The organism is Rhodococcus sp. JVH1 (assembly GCF_000280725.2).
In the GTDB taxonomy this organism is placed as follows: domain Bacteria; phylum Actinomycetota; class Actinomycetes; order Mycobacteriales; family Mycobacteriaceae; genus Rhodococcus_F; species Rhodococcus_F jostii_A.
Map to the genome: position 1 here is coordinate 5,912,352 of NZ_CP166289.1, position 14,541 is coordinate 5,926,892.

Below are 14,541 nucleotides of genomic sequence, written 5' to 3' on the forward strand. Positions count from 1 at the left end.
CGTTGATCCACAATCCCTCTGGGGAAAGGAAGTTACGTGCTCGACGTCAACTTCTTCGATGAACTCCGCATTGGCCTCGCCAGTGCAGAGGACATCCGCAATTGGTCCTACGGCGAGGTCAAGAAGCCGGAGACCATCAACTACCGCACCCTCAAGCCCGAGAAGGACGGCCTCTTCTGCGAGAAGATCTTCGGCCCCACCCGGGACTGGGAGTGCTACTGCGGTAAGTACAAGCGTGTCCGCTTCAAGGGCATCATCTGTGAGCGCTGCGGCGTCGAGGTGACCCGCGCCAAGGTTCGGCGTGAGCGCATGGGCCACATCGAACTGGCCGCCCCGGTCACGCACATCTGGTACTTCAAGGGCGTGCCCAGCCGTCTCGGCTACCTGCTCGACCTGGCGCCGAAGGATCTCGAAAAGATCATCTACTTCGCCGCGTACGTCATCGTCGGTGTCGACGAGGAACTGCGTCACAACGAGCTGTCCACTCTCGAAGCCGAGATGCAGGTCGAGAAGAAGTCCGTCGCGGATCAGCGTGACGCCGACCTCGAGGCCCGCGCGCAGAAGCTCGAAGCCGACATCGCCGAGCTGGAAGCGGAGGGCGCGAAGTCCGACGTCCGCCGCAAGGTCAAGGACGGCGGCGAGCGCGAGATGCGTCAGCTCCGTGACCGCGCGCAGCGTGAGCTGGACCGTCTCGACGAGATCTGGACCACGTTCACCAAGCTCAGTGTCAAGCAGCTCATCGTCGACGAACTGCTGTACCGCGAGCTCGTCGACCGCTACGGCGAGTACTTCACGGGCGCCATGGGTGCCGAGTCGATCCAGAAGCTCATGGAGAACTTCGACATCGACGCCGAGGCCGAGAACCTCCGCGAGACCATCCGCAGCGGCAAGGGGCAGAAGAAGCTCCGTGCGCTGAAGCGTCTCAAGGTCGTCGCAGCCTTCCAGACCAACCAGAACTCGCCCATGGGCATGGTTCTGAACGCCGTCCCGGTGATCCCGCCGGAGCTGCGTCCGATGGTTCAGCTCGACGGTGGCCGTTTCGCCACCTCCGACCTGAACGACCTGTACCGCCGCGTGATCAACCGCAACAACCGCCTCAAGCGACTGATCGACCTCGGTGCCCCCGAGATCATCGTCAACAACGAGAAGCGGATGCTGCAGGAGTCCGTGGACGCGCTGTTCGACAACGGCCGTCGTGGCCGCCCCGTCACGGGTCCCGGTAACCGTCCGCTGAAGTCCCTGAGCGACCTGCTCAAGGGCAAGCAGGGTCGTTTCCGTCAGAACCTGCTCGGCAAGCGCGTCGACTACTCGGGTCGTTCCGTTATCGTCGTCGGCCCGCAGCTCAAGCTGCACCAGTGCGGTCTGCCGAAGCTGATGGCTCTCGAGCTGTTCAAGCCGTTCGTGATGAAGCGTCTGGTCGACCTGAACCACGCGCAGAACATCAAGTCCGCCAAGCGCATGGTGGAACGTCAGCGCGCACAGGTGTGGGACGTCCTTGAAGAGGTCATCGCCGAGCACCCCGTGCTGCTGAACCGTGCACCGACGCTGCACCGCCTGGGCATCCAGGCCTTCGAGCCGCAGCTGGTCGAGGGTAAGGCCATTCAGCTCCACCCGCTGGTGTGTGAGGCCTTCAACGCCGACTTCGACGGTGACCAGATGGCCGTGCACCTTCCGCTGTCCGCGGAGGCGCAGGCCGAGGCTCGCATCCTGATGCTGTCGTCGAACAACATCCTGTCGCCCGCGTCGGGTCGACCGCTCGCCATGCCCCGTCTGGACATGGTCACCGGTCTGTACCACCTGACCCGGTTGGACGAGGGTGCGATCGGCGAGCTCGCAGCGTCGACCAGCGACGAGGCGGAGCAGGGCGTGTACTCCTCGCCTGCCGAGGCTCAGATGGCCGTCGATCGTGGCGCGCTCGTCGTGCAGGCGAAGATCAAGGTGCGGCTCACGCAGCAGCGCCCGCCCCGCGACATCGAGTCGGAGCTGTTCCCCGAAGGCTGGAACTACGGTGACGGCTGGACCGCGGAGACGACGCTGGGTCGCGTGCTCTTCAACGAGCTGCTGCCCGCGGACTACCCGTTCGTCAACGAGCAGATGCCGAAGAAGCGTCAGGCGACGATCATCAACGATCTCGCCGAGCGCTACCCCATGATCGTGGTCGCGCAGACCGTCGACAAGCTGAAGGACGCCGGTTTCTACTGGGCCACGCGTTCCGGTGTCACGGTCTCGATCTCCGACGTCCTCGTGCCGCCGGAGAAGGCTCAGATCATGGAGTCCTTCGAGGCTCAGGCCGACCAGATCGAGAAGAAGTACCAGCGTGGTGCTCTGAACAAGACCGAGCGCAACAGCGCCCTGGTCAAGATCTGGTCCGAGGCCACCGACGAGGTCGGTAAGGCCATGGAGGCCCACTTCCCCGACGACAACCCGATCCCGATGATCGTGAAGTCCGGCGCCGCCGGCAACATGACTCAGGTTCGTTCGCTCGCCGGCATGAAGGGTCTGGTGACCAACCCGAAGGGTGAGTTCATCCCGCGTCCGATCAAGTCTTCCTTCAAGGAAGGCCTGACCGTTCTCGAGTACTTCATCAACACGCACGGTGCCCGTAAGGGTCTGGCCGACACCGCGCTCCGCACCGCCGACTCGGGCTACCTGACCCGTCGTCTGGTGGACGTCTCGCAGGACGTCATCGTCCGCGAGGTCGACTGTGGAACCGAGCGCGGCATCGTCACCACGATCGCCGAGAAGCAGGCCGACGGCACGCTTATCCGCGATGCACACGTGGAGACGAGCACGTACGCCCGCACCCTGGCCGCCGACGCGGTCGACGAGAACGGCAACGTCATCGTCGAGCGTGGACACGACCTGGGCGACCCGGCTATCGACGCGCTGCTCGAGGCAGGCATCACGCAGGTCAAGGTCCGCTCGGTGCTCACCTGCACCACCGGCACCGGCGTCTGCGCCACCTGCTACGGCCGCTCCATGGCCACCGGCAAGCTCGTCGACATCGGTGAGGCCGTCGGTATCGTCGCCGCACAGTCCATCGGTGAGCCCGGTACCCAGCTGACCATGCGTACGTTCCACCAGGGTGGTGTCGCTGGAGACGACATCACCGGTGGTCTGCCGCGTGTTCAGGAGCTGTTCGAGGCCCGCGTCCCCAAGGGCAAGGCCCCGATCGCCGACGTCAGTGGCCGCGTGCAGCTCGAGGACGGCGACCGCTTCTACAAGATCACCATCGTCCCGGACGACGGTGGCGAAGAGGTTGTCTACGACAAGCTCTCGAAGCGTCAGCGTCTGCGTGTCTTCAAGCACGACGACGGCACCGAACGCCTTCTGGCCGACGGTGACCACGTCGAGGTCGGTCAGCAGCTCATGGAAGGTGCTGCCGATCCGCACGAGGTGCTGCGTGTCATGGGCCCCCGTCAGGTGCAGATCCACCTCGTCAACGAGGTCCAGGAGGTGTACCGGAGCCAGGGTGTGTCGATCCACGACAAGCACATCGAGGTCATCGTGCGCCAGATGCTGCGTCGCGTGACGATCATCGACTCGGGCGCCACGGAGTTCCTGCCCGGTTCGCTGACCGAGCGTGCGGACTTCGAAGCGGCCAACCGCCGTGTCGTCGCCGAGGGTGGCGAGCCGGCAGCCGGACGTCCGGTGCTGATGGGTATCACCAAGGCATCGCTGGCGACCGACTCGTGGCTGTCCGCGGCGTCGTTCCAGGAGACCACTCGCGTCTTGACCGATGCGGCGATCAACTGCCGCTCGGACAAGCTGATCGGTCTGAAGGAAAACGTGATCATCGGAAAGCTGATCCCCGCCGGTACCGGTATCAACCGTTACCGCAACATCCAGGTTCAGCCGACCGAAGAAGCTCGCGCTGCTGCGTACGCGGTTCCGTCCTACGACGACCAGTACTACAGCCCGGACGGCTTCGGCCAGAACACCGGTGCCGCGGTGCCGCTGGACGATTACGGTTTCAGCAACGATTACCGGTAGGCGCTCCGCGCCCGTGAGCGGTTGACGAGTCCTCGGACTCGCCGAGCACTCACCAAGGACGAAGGCCCCACCCCTCTCTCTTCGGGGGTGGGGCCTTCATCTGTTTCCATGCCTTGTCGCCCTCCATGCCTTGTCGCCTGATGTTCGCCGTTGCTAGCGTCGGATGATGGCCCGGTCGAGGTTCGCCATCGCACTCCTGATCGCCGTTGTCGTGGGGGCCGCGACCTCCTGCACGGCGTCGGACGACCAGCAGAGCGAGGCGACGTCGTCGTCGGCGCCTGCCGCGTCCGCCGGTCCCGCGGTGCTCACTCCGGTGGTCGCGGATGTGGTGGCCCCACCGATCCCGGTGACGGGCAGCGACGGTCGCGTGCACCTGGCCTACGAACTGCGGCTGACGAACACCGGGTCGCAGCCGGCGACGATTACGTCGCTGCAGGTGAAGGGTGACGGTCGCACGCTGGTGGACCTGAGCGGCGACGCGCTGACGCCGTGGTTCCAGGCCCTCGGCGGAGGCCCGAAGACCGGCACCGTCCTCGCCCCCGGACAGCAGGGGCTGGTGTGGATCGACGCGACGCTGAACAGTCCCGACGACGTGCCCGGCAGTCTCGGCCACGTCGTGAACGTCGACTTCCCGCAGGCGACGTCACTCGTGCCGTCGCAGCTCGCCGAGAACGTGGCGGACACCGAAGTCGACACCCGCGACGCCGTCCGTATCCGCGCGCCCCTCGACGGTCCGCGCTGGCTCGACGGCACCGGCTGCTGCACGGTCACGTCCCACCGCGCGGCCGTCCTGCCGATCAACGGCCGGATGCTCGCCGCCGAGCGCTTCGCGATCGATTTCGTCCAGCTCGACGAACAGGGACGCATCTACGTCGGTGACCAGACCCAGCTGTCCAGCTACGAGTACTACGGCGCACCGGTCCGGGCGGTGTCGGACGGCAAGGTGATCGCCGTCGTGGGCGATCTGTCCGAACAGGTTCCGGGTGCCACTCCGCAGGGACTGACCCTCGACCAGTACGGCGGAAACCACGTCGTCCAGGACATCGGGAACGGGCGGTACGCGTTCTACGCGCACCTGCAGCCCGGCAGCGTCGACGACATCAGTGTCGGCCAGGACCTGCGGGCGGGCGACCAGATCGGGCTGCTGGGCAACAGCGGAAACACCGACGCGCCGCATCTGCACTTCCATCTGATGGACGGGCCGGACTTTCTGGCGGCGAACGGCATTCCGTTCGAATTCGAGAACTTCGACCTCGACGGAAGGGCGACGGGGGAGAGCCTCGAGGCCGCCGCGACCGCCGGCGCCCCGGTGGTCGACGAGGCGGGGACGCAGACCGGATCGCGCAGCGACGAGATGCCGCTGTACCTCGACGTCGTGACGTTCCCGGGCAGCTAGCCGAGGAGCCCGCGCTCGACGAACCGGGTGAGCGCGGCGATGCCCTCGTCGTCGCCGCCGTCCCACAGGCCCACGAAGGCGGTCGCCACCGCGGCGATCAGCCGGGCACTGACCTCGGGGCCGCCGGGGAGGTGCGCCCCGTCCGCGGCGAGGGCCCTGAGGAGTTCGGCCCACGGCTTCATCTGCTCGATCCCGAAGTCGTGCATCCGCTGCGCGAAGTCGGGATCGACGAGGGCTGCGTCGCGGAGCGCGGCCATCACGGTGCGATGCCGCGCCTGTAGTTGCCAGAACACGGCGAGATGAGGGCCGAGGTCCCGCAGATCGCCGGGGGACGTGGTGATGAGTGCGTCCGCGTCGTCGCCGATGTCGTCCGCGAGCGCGAGGAGCAACGCTCCCTTGCCGTCGAAATGGTTGTAGAACGAACCCGCGGCCTTGCCGGCCTCGGTGGTGATGTCGGTGATGGTGGCGTTCAGGTAACCCTTGCGTTCGAAGACCACTCTGGCTGCGTCGAGCAGGTCCTGGCGTGTCTGAGCGGCCTTCTCCTGTCGGGTGGTCACTGCGCTTTCCCCATCTCCTCGCCGCTCGCGTGCCCTCGCTCGAGCCGGTTCTCGTCCCGTGAAGACTATCCTCGACCACACCTGTCCGATATGCGTGGTTCGCTGAACGGAGACGAGATGTCCGAGAAGAAGATCGACCGCGTCAAGACCGAGTCGGCACTCGAAGTGCTGCGGGAAAGCCCCACGATCGCACTCATCACCGTGGCACCGGCGCTGGTCGTCTTCGGGGTGGTGTGGTGGCTGTTCGGATTCTGGTCGGCCCTCGTGCTGGTCCTGATTCTGGGTGTCGTCGCCGTCGTCGGCCGGAAGCTGTTCTGACGCCGCTACCGCGGAACGTGGAACGCGGCGAGTGACGCCGCGCTCGACGTCAGTTCGTCCCAGTCGCACGGCACCGTGAGGACGGCGAGCGCAGACGTCGGGAACTTCTCCCGCATCAGGTTGGCATCCCCGGTATCGGGGTTGCCCGCCAGATCCAGTGCCGTCGACGGCATGCCGGGAACATGCCCGACCACGAGCAGCGTGCGTACCGACGGTTCGACCCGCACGATCTCCATGAGCACCTCGGACGGGTACGCGCCGTACAACTCCTCGGCGAACCGGGCGGGAGCGCCGACCCGGGTCGCCTCCAGCGTTTCCCGGGTGCGGCGAGCGGTCGAACACAGCACGGCGTCGATCGGCGGCTGAGTCGACCGCAGCCACTCACCGGCCAGTCCTGCCTGCTTGCGTCCGCGCGGCGCCAACGGCCGCTCGTGATCCGCGACCCCCTCCGGGTACGCCGACTTGCCGTGGCGCATCAGGATCAGGGTGCGATTCCGCGACGAGCTGTGCGAGGCCATGGCTAGACGCTAGCTCCCCACGCCGGCACGTTCACTGTCGAGCTGGGCCATCTGCGCGGGCGCGTAGCGTTCCCCGGCGACTGCGGTGTCGGGAACCGCTGCGGCGATGGCCGCGAGGTCACCGGCACCGAGGTGGACGTCGAGTGCGCCGAGCGTCTCCGCGAGCCGGGCGACGGTACGCGCTCCGACGACGGGCACGATGTCGTCGCCCTGGGCGAGAACCCACGCGATCGCCAGCTGCGCGACGCTCACCCCGTGCTGCGCGGCCACGGCGGCGAGCGAGTCGACGAGGGTGAGGTTCCGCCGGAGGTTCTCGCCCTGGAACCGGGGGCTGTGTGCGCGGAAGTCGTCGGCCGCGAGAGTCTGGTCGGTGCGCAGCGAGTCGCTGAGCAGGCCTCGGGAGAGCACGCCGTAGGCCGTCACGCCGATCCCGAGTTCCCGGCAGAGCGGCAGGATCTCGGTCTCGATCCCCCGGGAGATGAGCGAGTACTCGATCTGCAGATCCACGATCGGGTGCACCGCCGCCGCTCGGCGAAGGGTCTCGGGACCCACCTCGGACAGGCCGATGTGGCGCACGTAGCCGGCCTCGACGAGTTCACCGATCGTTCCCACGGTGTCCTCGATCGGCACGGCGGGGTCGAGACGGGCGGGGCGGTAGACGTCGATGTAGTCGACGCCGAGACGCTGCAGCGAGTATGCGAGGAAGTTGCGGATCGACTCGGGTCGCGTGTCGACTCCGGCCCACGTGCCGCCGGGCCCGCGCAGGCCGCCGAACTTGACGCTGAGGGTCACGTCCTCGCGTCGGCGGCCGGCGAGGGCCTTGCCGATCAGGGACTCGTTGTGGCCCGATCCGTAGAAGTCCCCGGTGTCGACGAGGTCGATCCCGGCGTCGAGCGCCGCGTGGATGGTGGCGACGGACTCCACGTCGTCCGTCCTGCCGTACATCCCGGACATGCCCATGGCGCCGAGGCCGAGCCGGCTGACGGTGGGACCGGTGGTTCCGAGTGCGGTGGTGCTGATCATGTTCTGCTCCGATGGTCGGTGTCTGTTCCGGACTGACACCAGCGTCGCCGTCGCCGGGAGCGGCAACCAGAGACCGTTCATCGGGGGACCGGCGATCCCTGGCAGCGCCCCGGTGGGTCCGGCACAGTTGATGCATGAACCGCTCCGAGTTGGCCGATTTCCTCCGCCGTCGCAGGGAACAGCTCGTCCCGGCCGACGTCGGATTGCCACCGGGACTGCGTCGGCGGACGCCGGGGCTCCGGCGCGACGAGGTGGCGATGCTCGCGGGTATGTCGACGGATTACTACACGCGACTCGAGCAGGCACGCGGCCCGCATCCGTCGACGCAGGTCCTGGCGTCGATCGCGCGGGCGCTGCGGCTGACCGACGATCAGCGAGACCACCTCTACCTGTTGTCGGGACAGGTGCCGCCGATGCGGGCCGCGGGAAACAAGCACGTCGGACCGGGACTGCTGCACCTGCTCGACAAGCTCGACGACACCCCGGGCTGTGTCATCTCGGATCTCGGGGAAGTTCTGGTCCAGAACCGCATGCACGTGATCCTGTTCGGCGACGCGTCCCGGTATTCAGGTCTCGATCGGTACGTGCCGTGGCGGTGGTTCGCGCATCCCGGCGAGCGCGGGATGTTTCCCGAGGACGATCACGAGCGGCTCGCCGGAAACCACGTCGCGGATTTGCGGGCGACGGCCGCCCGGCGGGCCGGTGACGCCGACGTGACGGAACTGGTGGACCGCCTCTACGAGAGCAGCGCGGAGTTCGCGGCGCTCTGGGACCGACACGATGTGGCCGTCCGGCGGTCCGACACCAAGACCGTCCTCCACGCCGAGGTCGGACGCATCGACCTCGTCTGCGAGACGCTGCTGACCCCGAGCGCCTACCAGCACCTGCTCGTGTACATGCCGCAGCCGGGCTCCGACGCGCGGGCCCGGCTCGACCTGTTGCGGGTGATCGGCACCCAGCAGATGGTCTGATCAGGCGGCGAGTGGCCCGACGCTGGCCACGGCACGCAGGGCGTCGTCGACCAGGAACCACACGGTCAGCGACGTGTCGTCCCGCCTCGAGCGCAGGACAATTCGGTCGGTCGACACGATGGGCGAGAGGTACTCGAGCACGGCGCGATGGGGATTGTCGACGAGGCGGCCGCCGCCCGGATGCTCGTGGTCGGCGAGCAGTTCTTCGACGGCCTGCCAGTAGACGGCGTTGTTGACGTGGTCGAACGGGTCGATGTCGGTGCGGCGTAGGACGAACTCGGTATCCACGATGCCGTCCTCGTCTGCGGCCGGCGCATTCTCGACGAGCCACCGCTTCCACTTGAGCCGGTGTTCCTCCGCCGACTCGCCGAGGCGTTCGATGAACCCGTCGTCGATGCGGGTGGGCATTCCCGTTTCGCCGCTGATGTGGATCCAGAAGCCTTCGGTCTCGATGAGGGCGCCCGCCTCACCCTCGATCTGGACCCGCATGTTCGTCCAGCGGGTCGAGAGCGCGGAGCACCAGCGCCGGAGGTGCACCCGCTCGGGCCATACCGCCGGTCGTACGACGTCGATGACGGTGCGCCGGACGATCCACAGTGGGTGGCTGTCGGCGGCGTCGACCGCGTCGAGGTTGTCCAGTCCGGCGTCCTGCAGATACCGCGCGATCCCGTCGAGGCGCAGGCGCTTGGCGGCATCGATGTCGCCGGTGCGGACCGGCCAGGACGTCTCGAAGAAGCGGCCGCGTGCGGGGGCAGCGGCGAGGGGTCGGTCGAGTGCCAAGATGCGGTTCCTTCGCTCGTGGACGGAGCCCCGATTCTTCCATCCCGGCGCCGGTGCTTGTTTGCGGACGCGATTCTCAGTACAGTTCATATAACTGTTACTACGTGTAACACAAACGAGTTCGTGGTCCGGACAGGTGTGAGGAAACCGCAATGGCATATGTCATCACCCAAGCGTGCTGCAACGACGCGAGCTGCGTCTCCGCATGCCCCGTGAACTGCATCCATCCGACACCGGAGGAGCGGGAATTCGCGCAGACCGAGATGCTGCACATCGACCCGGAAACCTGCATCGACTGCGGGGCCTGCGTCGATGCATGTCCGGTGGACGCGATCTTCCCGGAAGACAAGCTCATCGGCTCGCTCACCCGCTACAAGGACATCAACGCCGAGTACTACACGACCAACCCCATGCCGACGGGGTGGATCCCCCTCACGCCCGCGACGCCGCCGCGCCGCGACCTCGGCAAGCTCCGGGTCGCCGTCGTCGGCGCGGGCCCGGCGGCCTGCTACGCCGCCGGTGAACTGCTCGAACGCTCCGACGTCGAGGTCGAGATGTTCGAGAAGCTCCCGACCCCGTGGGGACTCGTCCGCGCCGGTGTCGCACCCGACCATCCCGGCACCAAGGAGGTGACCCGGATGTTCGAGTGGAGCCTCGACCGGCCGAACTTCGAGTTCCACCTCAACGTCGAGGTCGGCACGCACGTCACCCACGACGAGCTGCTGGAGAATCACCACGCCGTCATCTACGCCGTCGGGGCGTCGAGCGACCGGCGTCTGGGAATCCCGGGCGAGGACCTTCCCGGCGTGCACGCCGCCACCGAATTCGTGGCCTGGTACAACGGCCACCCGGACTACGCGGAGCGCACGTTCGACCTGTCCGCGAAGCGCGCGGTGATCGTCGGTAACGGCAACGTCGCGCTCGACGTGGCCCGCATCCTCACGATGAACGTCGAGGAGCTGGAACGGACGGACATCGCCGATCACACCCTCGCCGCCCTGCGGCGCAGCAACATCGAGGAGGTCGTGCTCCTCGGCCGCCGCGGGCCCGCGCAGGCCGCCTACAGCAACCCCGAGTTCCTGGCGCTCGGCGACCTCGAGAACGTGGACGTCGTCATCGACGACGCCGATCTCGACCTCGACCCGGCCAGTGAGGCACTGCTCGACGATCCGGCCACCGCGATGAAAGTCCGGCTTGCGCGGGAGTTCGCGCAGCGTGCCCCGCGGCCCGGTCACAAGCGCATCGTGTTCCGCTACCTGACGTCGCCGCTCGAGGTCACCGGATCCGGCAAGGCAGAGGCCCTGCGCTATGGACGCAACGAACTGGTGGTCGACGACTCCGGCGCGTTGTCCGCCCGGGCTCGCGGCGAGGAGGGCTCGCTGGACACCTCGCTCGTGCTGCGCTCCATCGGCTACCGCGGCAACCGCGTCAGCGGTGTCGCGTTCGACGAGAAGCGCGGCGTGATCCCCAACGAGCACGGCCGGGTCACCGACCGGGTGTACGTGACCGGATGGATCAAGCGCGGTCCCAGCGGCGTCATCGGCACCAACAAGGCGTGCGCGAAGGAGACGGTGTCGTCGCTGCTCGCGGATTTCGAGGCCGGAAAACTCCTCGGCACGGTCGGCACCCGCAAGGACGTGAAGAAGCTGATCGAGCGGCGCCAGCCCGAACAGATCGGGTTCCCCGGCTGGCGGGCGATCGACAAGGCGGAGACCGGTCGCGCGGCGGGGTCCGGCCGGCCCCGCGTGAAGATGACCGACAAGGTCGAGCTGGTGTCCGTCGCCCGCAAGCGGAAGCGGCTGTTCGCTCGTTGACGCCTCTCGCCACCCCCGCGCGTCTACTGTTTCGAGCATGCGCGCAGTGGTGGTGACGGAGCTGTCGGGGCCGGGCGGCATGACGCTGCGGGACGTACCCGAACCGGCGGCCGAGGGGCTCGTCCTGATCGACGTCAAGGCCAGCGGCGTGTGCTTCCCCGACCTGCTGATCAGCTACGGCAAGTATCAGGTCGGCCCCGAGTTGCCGTTCGTTCCCGGCGCCGAAGTCGCAGGTGTCGTGGTGTCGGCACCGGCGGACAGTGGATTCGAGCCCGGTCAGCGGGTGCTCGCGGCGTCGCAGGTCGGCGGTTACGCCGAACGGGTCGCGGTGCCGCCGGCGCAGGTGCTCCCCATTCCGTCGATCCTGGATTTCGACGAAGCGGCGTCGCTGATCGTCAACTACCAGACGATGGAGTTCGCGCTGGAGCGCCGGGCCCGGCTGCGGGCAGGCGAAACCGTCGTCGTCCTCGGCGCGGCGGGTGGGGTGGGGACGTCCACCATCCAGCTGGCCAAGGCGCACGGCGCCCGCGTGATCGCGGTGGTGCGCCGGGACGGGGCCGAAGACTTCCTGCGCGAACTGGGGGCCGACGAGGTCGTCCGCCTCGACGACGGCTGGGGTGCCCGGGTCCGCGCGCTGACCGGCGGCCGGGGCGCGCAGATCGTGGTCGACCCGGTCGGCGGCGACGCGTTCGACGAGGCCGTCCGGGTGCTGGCCCCGGAAGGCCGGCTGGTCGTGATCGGTTTCGCGGGAGGGACGATCCCCGAGGTGAAGGTGAACCGGGTGCTGTTCCGCAACATCAGCATCGTGGGTGCGGCGTGGGGTGAGTTCATCCGGACCGAACCGAATGAGCTGGAAGAGGTGCATGCCGCGCTGATCCGGCATGTCGAACGAGGATTGCGTCCCGTGGTCACTTCCCGGTATCCACTCGAGCGGGCCGCGGACGCACTGCGAGATCTCGAGGCGGGCCTCGTGGTGGGTAAAGCGGTGCTCGTCCAGGACTGAACCCGCAGGTCGAGGGTGTCGCCGGGGAATGTGATACCTGACACCATTTATTCGGTTGCGCCATAGTTGCTCTTGGGCAATAGTTGCATGAGCGCTAGCATTCGAGGGTGCCCGACAAATCTCCTGATCTTCTCTTCGAACTACTCAACGACTTCTTCACCCAACTGTTGAGTGCGGGGGAGTCGGAGTCGATGGACAACCTCATCGAGCTGGACCTCACGTTTTCGCAGGTGCGCATGCTCTTCGCGCTGGTTCAGCACGGTGAGCCACTTCCGATCAACGAGGTGGCCGAGCGGTTGCGGCTCTCGGTGGCCGCAGCGGGTCGGAACGTCGATCAACTCGTGAAACTGGGTCTGGTCGTTCGCCGGGAGGACGAACGCGACCGGCGGGTCAAGCGGGTCTCCTTGTCGGAGGCCGGACATAAGGTCGCTACCCAGCACATCGAATGCAAGCGTGATCAATTGCGACGGTTCGCATGGCGGGTTCCGGAGATCGAGCGGACTCGGCTGATCGAGGCACTACAACCGATCCTCGCGGGGGAGTCCCTGCGAGAACTCAACCAGGAGATACTCGGATGACATCGCCGACCGCCGCGAACGCGGCGCCCGACAAGCTCGACGGCACGGTCCTCAAGATCGCGTCCGTGGTGGTGCTCGGTGCCATCATGTCGATCCTCGACGTGACCGTCGTCAGCGTCGCGTTGCCGACGTTCGCCACGGAGTTCGACACCACGTACGCCACTGTCGCGTGGACGATGACCGCCTACACGCTCGCCCTGGCCACCGTCATCCCCGTCACCGGGTGGGCGGCCGACCGATTCGGCACCAAGCGCCTCTACATGACGGCGCTCGTGCTGTTCGTCCTCGGCTCGGTGCTGTGTAGCTTCGCGTGGGACATCACGTCGCTCATCGGCTTCCGCGTCCTGCAGGGCCTCGGCGGCGGCATGTTGATGCCGCTCGGCATGACGATCATGACGAAGGCGGCCGGCCCCGACCGTGTCGGCCGGGTCATGGCGGTTCTCGGAATCCCCATGCTGCTCGGCCCCATCGGTGGTCCGATCCTCGGCGGCTGGCTGATCGAGGCGGCGAGCTGGCACTGGATCTTCCTGATCAACCTGCCCATCGGCATCATCGCCCTGGCTGCCGCGTTCATCATCCTGCCGTCCGACAACGCGTCGCCCTCGGAGTCCTTCGACTTCCTCGGCATGCTGCTGCTCTCGCCGGGTCTGGCTCTGTTCCTGTTCGGTGTGTCGTCCATCCCGGAGGTGGGCACGGTCGCTTCGGCTCGCGTGCTTGTGCCCGGTGCGATCGGCCTGGCGCTGATCGTCGCGTTCGTCGTCCACGCACTCCGCAAGGATCACCCGCTGATCGACCTGCACCTGTTCAAGAACCGGCAGCTGTCGGTCGCGGTCATCACGACCTCGCTGTTCATCGTCGCATTCATGGGTGCCGGTCTGCTGTTCCCCAGCTACTTCATCCAGGTCGGTGGGCACACCACGCTCGCCGCCGGTCTGCTGATGGCTCCGCAGGGTATCGGCGCGATGCTGACCATGCCGGTCGCCGGACGTCTCGTCGACAAGATCGGCCCCGGCAAGATCGTGCTGACGGGTCTGCCGTTGATCCTGATCGGTCTGGGTGTCTTCACGCAGGTGGCGTCGGACTCGCCGACCTGGCTGCTGATGGGTGCGCTGTTCGTGATGGGCATGGGCATGGGCTGCACCATGATGCCGCTGATGACGGCAGCGATCGTCACGCTGTCCAACGAGCAGGTCGCTCGCGGTTCCACGCTGATGAACATCGTCCAGCAGACCGCCGGTTCGATCGGTACCGCCGTCATGTCGGTGGTCCTCACCAACCAGCTGCTCGATCGCGGTCTCGACAGTCAGACGGTCGCGATGCAGCACGTGCCCGAGGTCGCCGCACAGGAGCCTCCCGGAATGGTGGATCAGGTCCTGAGCCAGGCCGCCGATGCGTTCGGCAACACGTTCCTGGTCGCCACCGTGCTGATCGCCTTGACGCTCATCCCGGCGTTCCTGCTGCCGCGGAAGAAGTCGGTCAACCCGAAGCTCGAGGCCGAAGGTGCCCCGACGGTCATGATGCACTGATCAGGTTCGTTCGATCCGAACGTCGCCGAGGGCGGCAAGCGCACTGCGCTTGCCGCCCTTCGCC

12 protein-coding genes are annotated in these 14,541 nt (G+C 67.1%); 8 read left to right on the forward strand and 4 right to left on the reverse strand.

Annotated features, from left to right (window positions below; genetic code table 11):
• Positions 1-36 precede the first annotated feature (36 nt).
• Positions 37-3,993, forward strand: coding sequence for a DNA-directed RNA polymerase subunit beta' (locus tag JVH1_RS27480; RefSeq protein ID WP_009474658.1), 3,957 nt, complete (start codon positions 37-39; stop codon positions 3,991-3,993).
• Positions 3,994-4,156: 163 nt separating this feature from the next.
• Positions 4,157-5,389: a peptidoglycan DD-metalloendopeptidase family protein gene (locus JVH1_RS27485; protein ID WP_051033666.1), complete on the forward strand. Its 1,233-nt coding sequence runs from the start codon at positions 4,157-4,159 to the stop codon at positions 5,387-5,389.
• On the opposite strand, the gene JVH1_RS27490 is transcribed toward JVH1_RS27485, so the two are convergent.
• Entirely contained in the window at positions 5,386-5,946 is a 561-nt protein-coding gene (locus tag JVH1_RS27490) for a TetR/AcrR family transcriptional regulator (protein WP_009474655.1), read from the reverse strand. The two genes, JVH1_RS27485 and JVH1_RS27490, sit on opposite strands and share 4 nt — an antisense overlap.
• Before the next feature lie 117 nt (positions 5,947-6,063).
• Between JVH1_RS27490 and JVH1_RS27495 the strand changes: the two genes are divergently transcribed.
• The gene (locus JVH1_RS27495; protein ID WP_005258232.1) at positions 6,064-6,264 is read left to right on the forward strand and encodes a hypothetical protein; all 201 of its coding nucleotides are present in this window, start codon (positions 6,064-6,066) and stop codon (positions 6,262-6,264) included.
• A gap of 5 nt (positions 6,265-6,269) precedes the next feature.
• Here JVH1_RS27495 and JVH1_RS27500 read toward each other — a convergent pair whose 3' ends face one another.
• Positions 6,270-6,782: a histidine phosphatase family protein gene (locus JVH1_RS27500; RefSeq protein WP_009474654.1), complete on the reverse strand. Its 513-nt coding sequence runs from the start codon at positions 6,780-6,782 to the stop codon at positions 6,270-6,272.
• Positions 6,783-6,791: 9 nt separating this feature from the next.
• On the reverse strand, positions 6,792-7,805 hold the full coding sequence (locus tag JVH1_RS27505) for an aldo/keto reductase (protein WP_043778859.1): 1,014 nt from the start codon (positions 7,803-7,805) through the stop codon (positions 6,792-6,794).
• A gap of 134 nt (positions 7,806-7,939) precedes the next feature.
• Between JVH1_RS27505 and JVH1_RS27510 the strand changes: the two genes are divergently transcribed.
• Positions 7,940-8,776, forward strand: coding sequence for a helix-turn-helix transcriptional regulator (locus JVH1_RS27510; RefSeq protein ID WP_009474652.1), 837 nt, complete (start codon positions 7,940-7,942; stop codon positions 8,774-8,776).
• Here JVH1_RS27510 and JVH1_RS27515 read toward each other — a convergent pair whose 3' ends face one another.
• The gene (locus tag JVH1_RS27515) at positions 8,777-9,556 is read right to left on the reverse strand and encodes an acyl-[acyl-carrier-protein] thioesterase (protein ID WP_009474651.1); all 780 of its coding nucleotides are present in this window, start codon (positions 9,554-9,556) and stop codon (positions 8,777-8,779) included.
• Between the two features lie 152 nt (positions 9,557-9,708).
• On the opposite strand from JVH1_RS27515, the gene JVH1_RS27520 reads away from it, so the two are divergent.
• The 4 genes from JVH1_RS27520 to JVH1_RS27535 all read left to right on the forward strand — a co-directional run bounded on the left by JVH1_RS27520 (position 9,709) and on the right by JVH1_RS27535 (position 14,477).
• Entirely contained in the window at positions 9,709-11,370 is a 1,662-nt protein-coding gene (locus tag JVH1_RS27520; RefSeq protein ID WP_043778780.1) for an FAD-dependent oxidoreductase, read from the forward strand.
• A 37-nt stretch (positions 11,371-11,407) separates the two neighbouring features.
• The gene (locus JVH1_RS27525) at positions 11,408-12,373 is read left to right on the forward strand and encodes an NADPH:quinone oxidoreductase family protein (protein ID WP_043778777.1); all 966 of its coding nucleotides are present in this window, start codon (positions 11,408-11,410) and stop codon (positions 12,371-12,373) included.
• Between the two features lie 107 nt (positions 12,374-12,480).
• Positions 12,481-12,951 (forward strand): MarR family winged helix-turn-helix transcriptional regulator, encoded by a 471-nt coding sequence (locus tag JVH1_RS27530; RefSeq protein ID WP_005574387.1) that lies wholly within the window; start codon positions 12,481-12,483, stop codon positions 12,949-12,951.
• Positions 12,948-14,477 (forward strand): DHA2 family efflux MFS transporter permease subunit, encoded by a 1,530-nt coding sequence (locus JVH1_RS27535; RefSeq protein ID WP_009474647.1) that lies wholly within the window; start codon positions 12,948-12,950, stop codon positions 14,475-14,477. Before JVH1_RS27530 ends, JVH1_RS27535 begins: the two co-directional genes overlap by 4 nt.
• The last annotated feature ends 64 nt before the right edge of the window (positions 14,478-14,541 follow it).